Here is a 275-nt window from a genome sequence, read left to right on the forward strand (position 1 = left end):
CGTTGGAAAGGACACCCAGCAGCACCACCGCCAAGAGCGTTCCGATCACGCTCCCCTTGCCTCCTTTAAGAGCGGCGCCTCCCAGGGCCGCCGCAGTGACCGCCTGCAGCTCCAGCCCCGCGGAGCCCGAAACCGGCTGGCCGGACCCCGTGCGGGCCGTAATCAGGACTCCGGCGATCGACGCGACGAGCCCCGTGACCACGAAGACCCCGACGATGTAGCGGTTGATATTGATGCCGGCCAGCCTCGACGCCACTCCGTTGCCACCCACCGCG

The 275-nt window shown here is 68.7% G+C and carries 1 protein-coding gene; it reads right to left on the reverse strand.

Annotated features, from left to right (window positions below):
- On the reverse strand, positions 1–275 hold a 275-nt coding region (locus SB719_RS19920), incomplete at both ends, for an ABC transporter permease subunit (protein ID WP_412159703.1).

Origin of the sequence: Pantoea sp. SIMBA_079, assembly GCF_046940275.1 — a bacterium.
Lineage (GTDB): Bacteria > Pseudomonadota > Gammaproteobacteria > Enterobacterales > Enterobacteriaceae > Pantoea > Pantoea borealis.